The organism is Protofrankia coriariae (assembly GCF_001017755.1).
GTDB classification, from domain to species: domain Bacteria; phylum Actinomycetota; class Actinomycetes; order Frankiales; family Frankiaceae; genus Protofrankia; species Protofrankia coriariae.
Map to the genome: position 1 here is coordinate 67,408 of NZ_JWIO01000006.1, position 8,629 is coordinate 76,036.

An 8,629-nucleotide genomic window follows, 5' to 3' on the forward strand; every position below is an offset into this window, starting at 1 on the left:
TCGCCGAGGCGGGGAAGGTCACCGTCGGTACCAAGTTCGACCAGCCGCTGTTCGGGCTGAAGGGCCTCGGCGGCGATGTCGAGGGATTCGACGTCGAAATCGCGAAAATCATCGCCGACGGCCTGGGAATCGACCCTGACGACATCACCTTCGTCGAGACACCGTCGGCCCAGCGGGAGGGCGCGATCCAGCAGGGCAGGGTGGACTTCATCGTCGCCACCTACACCATCAACGACAAGCGCAAGCAACTCGTCAGCTTCGCCGGTCCTTATTACCAGGCCGGCCAGGACATCATGGTGAAGAAGGACAACACCACGATCACCGGGCCGGAGTCCCTGCGCGCGGCGAACGCGAAGGTCTGCTCCGTCTCCGGGTCGACCCCGGCCGAGAAAATCAAGGAATACGCCGACGCGTCCAACATCGTGCTCTTCGACGTCTACTCCAAGTGCGCGGACGCGCTGCGTACCGGCCAGGTCGACGCCGTCACCACCGACAACGTCGTCCTGCTGGGCCTGGTGGACGCCAGTGGCGGCGCGTTCAAGATCGTCGGCAAGCCCTTCACCACCGAGCCCTACGGCATCGGCATCAAAAAGGGTGACACCGCCTTCTGCCAGTTCATCGACGAGCAGCTGACCGCCGCGGCGGCGGACGGCCGCTACGCGAAGGCCTGGGAGTCCACGGCGGGCAAGGTCGCCGGGGCCGCGCCGGCCCTGCCCACGCTCGCCACCTGCTCCTGAGCAGGATCTTCCTGGCCCGGTGCCTTCGTCACCTTTGTAACCTGCTGTTAGTTCCGTTAGTGCTGTGAGCCCGTAACCCCGAGCCAACGCCACCCCGGAGCCGCCATGGATGTCATCACCGACAACCTCGGCCTGTACGCCGACGGCCTGCTGGGAACACTGACGATCTGTGGTCTGGTCGCCGTGGCGGCGTTGCTGCTCGGGGTCGTTCTCGCGGGATTCCGGGTGTCGCCGGTGCCGCCCCTGCGCGCCGTGGGCACCGCCTACGTCACGCTGGTCCGCAACTGCCCGCTGACGATCGTCCTGTTCGCCTTCGCCTTCGGCCTGCCGGAGGTGGGGATCAACGGCTCGTACTTCGCCTTCGGGGTCACCGGGCTGACCGTCTACACCGCCGCGTTCGTCTGTGAGGCGGTACGCAGCGGAATCGGCGCGGTGGAAACAGGCCAGGCGGAGGCCGCCCGCTCGATCGGCCTCACCTTCGGCCAGTCGTTGCGGCTGGTCATCCTGCCGCAGGCGATCCGGGCGGTCATCCCTCCGCTGGGCAACGTCGGGATCGCGATGGTGAAGAACTCCGCGATCGTCGGCGCGTTCGGCGTCGGCGGCGAGCTCTACAGCGTCGCGAGCACGCTGAACGGCGCGCGGGGGGAACCCGCGTTGCCGGTCTACGCCGGGGTCGTGATCGGCTATCTCGTCATCGTCATCCCCGCCGGCCTGCTCGTGCTGGCGGCGGAGAAACGGCTGCGGGTGGCGCGGTGAGCCGCTCGGTTCTCTACGACGCCCCGGGCCCGCGGGGACGCCGGCGGATCGCTGTCGCCAGCGTTGTCGCCGGTGTCGTGCTGGTCGGCCTGGCGGTGCTGGCCGTCCGCCGGCTGGCGGCGAACGGCCAGTTCGACGGCAGCCGGTGGAGTCCGCTGTTCAACCCCGGGGACGAGGACTTCGCGGACCTGTGGCGTCTGCTCGGCGGCGGTCTGGTGCACACCCTGACCGCCGCCGCCCTGGCGATGTCCCTCTCCCTGCTGCTCGGGGTGCTCATCGCGACGACCAGGATCTCCGCGGCCCGGTGGTACCGGTGGGCCGTGGTCGGGATGGTCGAGCTGCTGCGCGGCGTGCCCGTGGTGATCGCGATCTTCTTTGCGGCGCAGGTTCTCCCGGTCCACGGGCTGAAGCTGCCGCCGCTGTGGTACATCGTGATCGGTCTGACCGCCTACAACTCGGTGGTCATCTCCGAGATCGTCCGGGCGGGCATCCTCGCGGTGCCGAAGGGGCAGCGCGACGCGGCCGCCGCCCTGGGCCTCACCCGCGGCCAGACGCTGCGGATCGTCCTGCTGCCGCAGGCGTTCCGCTCGATGCTGCCGGCCCTGATCAGCCAGCTCGTGGTGATCCTCAAGGACACCTCGCTCGGGGCCTTCATCTCCTACGAGGAGCTGCTGCGCCGGGCCCTGATCGCCATCCAGACCCTGCACAACCCGATCCAGACCTATCTGGTCATCGGCGGCATCTTCATCCTCATCAACTATCTGGTGACCAGGCTGGCGACCTACCTGGAGGCGCGGCTGTCCGGCCGGCGGGCCAGGCCGTCCGTGCCCGCGGAGGACCTGGCCACCGGGTAGCGGCCAGGCCCACGCCCGACCCGTGGCCTGACGACCGGAGGCGGGTCGTGGCCGGCGACCGGACGGCGGTCGCAGGCCACAGCCCGCCTCGTGCGTCGGTCAGCCGGCGAGGAAGGGCTGCCCGGCCACGAGTTCCGACTGCCGCCCGTCGACCCCGACCGGGATGTCCCCTTCCAGGGTGATCCGGTACAGCACGCGGTCGAAGTCGAGGTGGCCCAGGTCGGACGGGCCCAGATGCGCGGTCGCCCGGTTGTCCCAGAAGGCGACGTCGCCCGGGCTCCAGCGGAACCGCACCGTGTACTCGGGCCGGGCGATCTGCTCGTAGAAGAGGTCGAGAATCCGGTGGCTCTGCCGCGGGGAGAATCCGATGATCTCGTTTTCCCCGGAGGTGAAGCTCGGGCTGACGAAAAGCGCCCGCTCGCCCGTTTCCGGGTGCACCCGGACCACCGGGTGGATCGCCACCAGCGGATTCGACGCGATCTTCGCCCCATAGGGGGTCCCGGCCAGCAGGCGAGGGCTGAAGCTGTGCTTGGCCCGTAGCCTGTCGGCGAACGTACGCAGCTCCTCCGGGAGGCCCTGATAGGCCGCGACCAGATTGGTCCAGGCGGTGTCACCACCGTACGGGGGGACGATGTCGGCGCGCAGAATCGACCCGGCCGGTGGGTTCACCAGGGCCGTGACATCAGTGTGCCAGCCGTTGTCATAGGTGATCTTCCGCTTGCCGAACTTCTTCTCGTAACGGCGGCTGTCGATCGGCAGGATCTGCGGGAAGCCCTCGGGCGGGGCGTCCTCGTGCGGATGGGCAGGAGTGATCTTACCGAACCTGACGCCGAAGGCGATCTGCTCGGCGTGGCCGATGGACTGGTCGCGGAAGAAGACGACCTTCCAGCGCAGCAGGGCGGAACGGATCTCGGCGATCGTGGCGTCGTCGAGCTGCTGGCTCAGGTCGACGCCGTGAATCTCGGCTCCGGTGTGCCCAGAAAGCGGCCGGACGTCGATACCCAGCCGCTGGACGGTACTTGTCATCGCTGCGTGCTCCAGACTGGTTGACGGAAAGAACAGCCGGCCGCGGTCGTGGCCGCGGCCAGCCCCGGAACAGAACCGGTCCGGCACCGCCGTGTGCGGGCCTGCGTGAACAGGCGGAGCCGACCACCGGAATACAGGTGGAATACGAGTGACAGGCAAAAACGAGTGCCGCGGAAAACGACAGCGGCAGTCGGCTACCAGCCCTGAATCATTCGGAACAATGCCGCGGCACCACGACCCTGACGCCTACGCCCGGACATGGCGTACCCGATGTGCCTCATGTTTCGATACTCATACCGCGGGCCGGCCGGGTCAATGTTTACCACTCGAGTGAAAATAACTCAGTCGGACAGCCGCCCGGCCCCGACCCCGGCCCGGGCTCGGGTCCGAGCCGGGGCGGAGACCGGGGCCGGGCGCAGGCTGCGTGGGCTGCGGTGGACGGCGTCCAGCACGGTCGCGCTCGCGGCGACGGCAAGACTGTGCGCTCCGAAGCGGGTGGGCAGCACGATGCGCTCGGGGCTGTCGCACACCCGCGAGTGCGCCGCGATCTGCTCGTACAGGTCGGGCAGCAGGTCCGGCAAGAAGATCGCGGCAGCCTCGGTGAGTACCAGTACCTCCGGATCGATCATGTCCAGCAGCAGGGCCACCACCCGGCCGATGACACGCAGCCGGTCGCGGAAGAGCGCCAGTACGCGGGGGTCACCGCGGCGGCCCGCGTCCAGCAGGAGCCCCAGGTCGGGCTTTTCGATCATCCCTTCCCGGGCCGCCCGCTCCACCAGGACCCGTTCCGAGATGGCGGCCTGCACACAGCCGGACCGCCCGCAGGGGCAGCGCACCGAACTGTCCGCCAACGGCAGGTGGGCGACGTCCCCGGCTCCGGCGTGCGGGCCCCAGTGCACCTCGCCGCCGGTGGCGATCGCCGCGTCGACGACGTTCCCGACGAACAGGTGGACCAGGCTGCGTCGCGCCCGTGGATCCCCGAACATGATCTCCGCCTGCGCCAGCGCGCGGGCATGGCCGTCCACATGGACCGACAGGCCGGTCGTCTCGGCGAGCACCTGACGGACCGGCACGTCACGCCACCCGAGCAGACCGTGCTCGACGATGACGCCGCGCTGCGGGTCCACCCAGCCGCCGGTGACCACCCCCAGCCCGAGCGGCCTGGTGCCCCGGGCATGCCGCGCCACGAAGCCGGGAAGATACTGGCTGATCTGCCGCAGCACCTCGCGCGCGTCACCCTGGTGCGGCACGCTCTCCTGGGCCACCACCTGGCCACGTAGGTCCACCAGACCGAAGGTGATGATGGGGACGGCAATGTGCACCCCGCAGGCGAGGTGACGCTGGGTATCGATATCCAGGGGGACGAACGGCCGACCGGCACGCGGTGGGGTGGACAGCGCCGGCAGCTCGCGCAGCAGCCCGAGGGAGATCAGATCGGCGGTCTGCCGCGACACCACGGCCGGGCTCAGCCCGGTCGCGCGGCCGATGAGGGTGCGCGCCACCGGCCCGTGATCCAATACGGCGCGCAGCACCACCGCGGCGGTGCCTGTCGGGTCCGGGCGGCCCGCGGTCATGGACAACGCCGGGAACTGGTTGCGTGCCGGCACGGCTGACCTCCTCGCGCTGCGGTGCTGCATGCGGACTCGACGGGGCCGCGGATGTGCGGATGTCGTCACGGCCCACGTAGTGGGCAGCCGCGCGGACCCACGTTGCCCGTCTCGCAGATGATCAGTCTGATGGAGTCGAAACCCTGGTCAGGGCCGACGACCCTCTCGATGCCGCCTGCCGGCAGGGAAACGGAGAAGTCCGGGACGAAGAAGGACCGGCATGCATCCGGACGGCCTGGACACGCTGAGAATCCAGCAGCGGCATCAGGCGGACGGACAGAGCGCGCTCGCCACGCGACGGAGGTCAACGTGCGCGCGGCAGACCAGATAGGTATGCCGGCTCATGCGGTCGACGCTAGGCAACACCCGAATGGTTGTCAACCAGATCGGTGGGGAACACAGCGGGGAACGCTGTGGGAACGCTGTGGGAACGCCGTCTCGCATCCCGGCCGCCGCCGGCTCGGCCTACCGTCCGGCCGGCGTCCGGCGCGGCAGGCCACCGAGACGGGGCCGGCGCCAGGAGCGCGAGCGGGCCCGGGCCACGATCCGCGAGCTCGCCGCGGCACCGCGCACCGTAACCGAAAACCTCCATTGACGGACGCACCGGCCAAACAATTCAACAACGAGCGGACGCCGGTCAGAACATCATGGCCAGATAAAGCCACGATCAGGAATTCCACCGGATTCCCTCAGCAAATACCAAGGCTTCTCCGCGAGGCTGAGGCGCGTTGATCCCGGTCGGGAACCACTCGCGATCAGCACCGGCCGTGTTTGTTCCGATGTCTCCGGCAGGTCGTCCGGGCACGCGAAAAACCTGTGATCGTGTGCTCTTCGGCCGGCCGGACACGCAAGCGGGCCCGCCCCGTCCACCGGGGCTTTCGGAGGAGTGGATGCAGGTGCGGCGTACGCGCCTACGGATCGGACGCAGGACACTTGCCCTTGCGGCGGTGGCTGCCGTTGTGATCGTGGCGGGTTCCATAACGATCGGCCTGGCGGTTTCCTCGTCCGCCGACGGCAGCGGTCCGCGGCTGGTGGCGGCGGGCCCCGGGACGATCCGGCAGACAGTTTCGGCCACCGGGGTCATTCAGGCCGCCCACCAGGCCAACCTGGCCTTCGGTGTCTCCGGCCGGGTCACCGGTGTTTCGGTCACCGTCGGCCAGCAGGTCACGGCCGGACAGGCGCTGGCCACGATCGACTCGGCGGCGCTGGCGGCCTCGGTCGCGCAGGCCGAGGCCACCGTGGCCACCAGCGAGTCCAAACTGTCCGCGGACCGCGGCGCCGGGGCGTCCGACGCGCAGGTGAACGCCGACAACCAGGCCGTTACCGCCGCACGCAACGCGCTGGCCGCGGCACAGCAATCACTGTCCCAGGCGACGCTGACCTCACCGATCGCCGGCACGGTCGCGACCGTCAACCTGACGGTCGGCCAGCAGGTCTCCGGCAGCGGGACGGCCGCCTCCGGCGGGACGGGCGGCGGGAGCGGAGGCGGCGGTGGGAGCTCGACTAGCTCCGCCTCGACCAGCGCGGCGTCGGCCTCGTCCGCGCAGGTGGTGGTGGTCGGCTCGGACGGCTACACGATCGCGGCAAACGTCGACGACACCCAGATCGGCGAGGTCAAGAAGGGCGACCAGGCGGTCATCACCCCGAACGGTGCCACCACGACGCTGTCCGGAACGGTCGCCACCGTCGGTCTGCTGCCGGCCCAGAGCTCGGGGGCGACCTCAGGGACTGCTTCGGGAGTCGCGATGTACCCGGTCACCATCGATGTCACCGGGACCCCGGCTGGGCTGCACCTCGGGGCCAGCGCCCAGGTTCAGATCATCGTCCAGCAGCTCACCGGCGTCCTGACCGTGCCGACCGCGGCCCTGCACTACAGCGGCGCCCAGGCGCAGGTGTACCAGCTGGTCGAGGGCCGGCAGGTGCCCCGGACGGTGACGGTCGGCGCGAGTTCCGGTGGCGTCACGCAGATCACCGAGGGGCTGGCGGCCGGCGACATGGTGCTGCTGCCCGAGACGGCCTCCGCCGGACGCTCCGGTGGTGGCGGGGAAGTCCCGAACGGCCGTTCCGGCGGCTTCGGCGGCGGTGCCGGTGGCGGTCCCGGGTTCGGCGGTGCCGGGTTCGGCGGTGCCGGTGCCGGGTTCGGCGGAGGCGTCCGCGGCGGCGGGGCGGGCTGAGCCGTGGCCGAGAGCGGATCACTCCTCGCCGAGCCGCCGGCCGGCTCGCCACCCGTCATCGAACTCGACGGTGTTCGCAAGACCTACCGGACCGGCGCCATCGAGGTCGACGCGCTGCGCGGCGTCGACCTGCGTATCTCCGAGGGAGAGTACATAGCGATCATGGGCCCGTCCGGGTCGGGGAAGTCGACCCTGATGAACATCCTCGGCTGCCTCGACATACCCACCGCGGGCCACTATCGCCTTGCTGGCGAGGATGTCGCCCGGATGTCCGAGGACGCTCTCGCCGAGATCCGCAACCGGCGGATCGGCTTCGTCTTCCAGCAGTTCAATCTGCTTCCCACCCTGTCCGCGTGGCGCAACGTGGAGCTGCCGTTGTGCTACGCCGGGACAGGACGGGCGCAGCGTCGCGTCCGGGCGATCGAGGCGCTGGAGAAGGTGGGCCTGGGGGACCGGATCGCCCACCGCCCGAACGAGCTCTCCGGCGGCCAGCAGCAGCGGGTCGCCGTCGCCCGGGCGCTGGTCACCGACCCCGCGCTCATCCTCGCCGACGAACCGACCGGCAACCTCGACAGCGCGTCCACCCAGGACGTGCTCGACCTGCTCGGCGAGTTGCACGCGTCCGGCCGCACGATCGTGCTCATCACCCACGAACCCGAGGTCGCCGCCACCGCCGGCCGGGTGGTGCGCATCCGGGACGGCGGCATCCAGTACGACACCAGCTCTGATCATCCGAGTGATGACGCCGACGGGCCCGGGGACGTCGGATTCGGAGCCGTCGCCGGCCCGGGCCCCGCTCCCGTGCCTGTGCTCGGGCCCGGGCACAGGCACGAGAAGGCAGCCCATGGCGACCCGGCCCGGCTCACCTGGGTGATCCGCCCATGAGCTGGCTGGAGACACTGCGCATCGGCATCGAGGCGGTACGTACGCACCGGTCCCGTTCGGCTCTGACCGTCCTCGGGATTCTCATCGGCATCGCCGCGGTCATCCTCACGGTGGGGCTCGGCCAGGGCGCCCAGAACCAGGTCCGCGACCAGATCAACTCCCTGGGCAGCAACCTGCTCGTGGTCACCCCGGGCAGCGCCACCAGCAGCGACGGCGTCCGCGGCGGCTTCGGCTCGGCCTCGACCCTGACCGTGCACGACGCCGATGCCCTGGCCTCGAAGGACGTCGCTCCGGACATCGCCGCGGTCGCGCCGGCCAGCCAGCGCAGCCTGTCGCTGACGGCCGGCACGTCGAACTGGACCACCACGGTCGTCGGGACGACGCCCGACTGGCTGTCGGTCCGGGCTCGCAAGATCGCGTCTGGCCGCTTCCTGACCAGCCAGGATGTCACCGCCCAGGCCGCGGTCGTCGTGCTCGCCGCCAGCACCGCCGAGCAGCTGTTCGGCGGCCGTGACCCGGTCGGCGCGACCGTGGCGGTCTCCGGAGTCCCCATGCAGGTGGTCGGGACGCTCGCGGCAGCCGGCTCGTCC

The 8,629-nt window shown here is 70.2% G+C and carries 8 protein-coding genes; 6 read left to right on the forward strand and 2 right to left on the reverse strand.

The features are described 5' to 3' along the window. Positions 1-56: 56 nt before the first annotated feature. From FrCorBMG51_RS05670 to FrCorBMG51_RS05680, 3 genes are all read left to right on the forward strand, one after another. Positions 57-737, forward strand: coding sequence for a glutamate ABC transporter substrate-binding protein (locus FrCorBMG51_RS05670; protein ID WP_338052698.1), 681 nt, complete (start codon positions 57-59; stop codon positions 735-737). 105 nt (positions 738-842) lie between these two features. After that, positions 843-1,493, forward strand: a complete 651-nt coding sequence (locus FrCorBMG51_RS05675) for an amino acid ABC transporter permease (RefSeq protein ID WP_047222053.1) — start codon at positions 843-845, stop codon at positions 1,491-1,493. Continuing rightward, positions 1,490-2,347, forward strand: coding sequence for an amino acid ABC transporter permease (locus tag FrCorBMG51_RS05680; protein ID WP_047222054.1), 858 nt, complete (start codon positions 1,490-1,492; stop codon positions 2,345-2,347). Before FrCorBMG51_RS05675 ends, FrCorBMG51_RS05680 begins: the two co-directional genes overlap by 4 nt. A gap of 99 nt (positions 2,348-2,446) precedes the next feature. Here the strand turns inward: FrCorBMG51_RS05680 and FrCorBMG51_RS05685 are convergent, their stop codons facing one another. Both FrCorBMG51_RS05685 and FrCorBMG51_RS05690 read right to left on the reverse strand, forming a co-directional pair. Then, the gene (locus FrCorBMG51_RS05685; protein ID WP_047222166.1) at positions 2,447-3,373 is read right to left on the reverse strand and encodes a TauD/TfdA dioxygenase family protein; all 927 of its coding nucleotides are present in this window, start codon (positions 3,371-3,373) and stop codon (positions 2,447-2,449) included. 341 nt (positions 3,374-3,714) lie between these two features. Further along, entirely contained in the window at positions 3,715-4,947 is a 1,233-nt protein-coding gene (locus FrCorBMG51_RS05690; RefSeq protein ID WP_047222167.1) for an ROK family protein, read from the reverse strand. Between the two features lie 929 nt (positions 4,948-5,876). Between FrCorBMG51_RS05690 and FrCorBMG51_RS05700 the strand changes: the two genes are divergently transcribed. From FrCorBMG51_RS05700 to FrCorBMG51_RS30670, 3 genes are all read left to right on the forward strand, one after another. Further along, positions 5,877-7,154: an efflux RND transporter periplasmic adaptor subunit gene (locus FrCorBMG51_RS05700; protein WP_162233172.1), complete on the forward strand. Its 1,278-nt coding sequence runs from the start codon at positions 5,877-5,879 to the stop codon at positions 7,152-7,154. A gap of 3 nt (positions 7,155-7,157) precedes the next feature. After that, the gene (locus tag FrCorBMG51_RS05705; protein ID WP_047222057.1) at positions 7,158-8,039 is read left to right on the forward strand and encodes an ABC transporter ATP-binding protein; all 882 of its coding nucleotides are present in this window, start codon (positions 7,158-7,160) and stop codon (positions 8,037-8,039) included. Beyond that, positions 8,036-8,629, forward strand: a 594-nt coding sequence (locus tag FrCorBMG51_RS30670) for an ABC transporter permease (RefSeq protein WP_235433344.1), incomplete at its 3' end; no start/stop codon positions are given. The genes FrCorBMG51_RS05705 and FrCorBMG51_RS30670, both read left to right, overlap by 4 nt.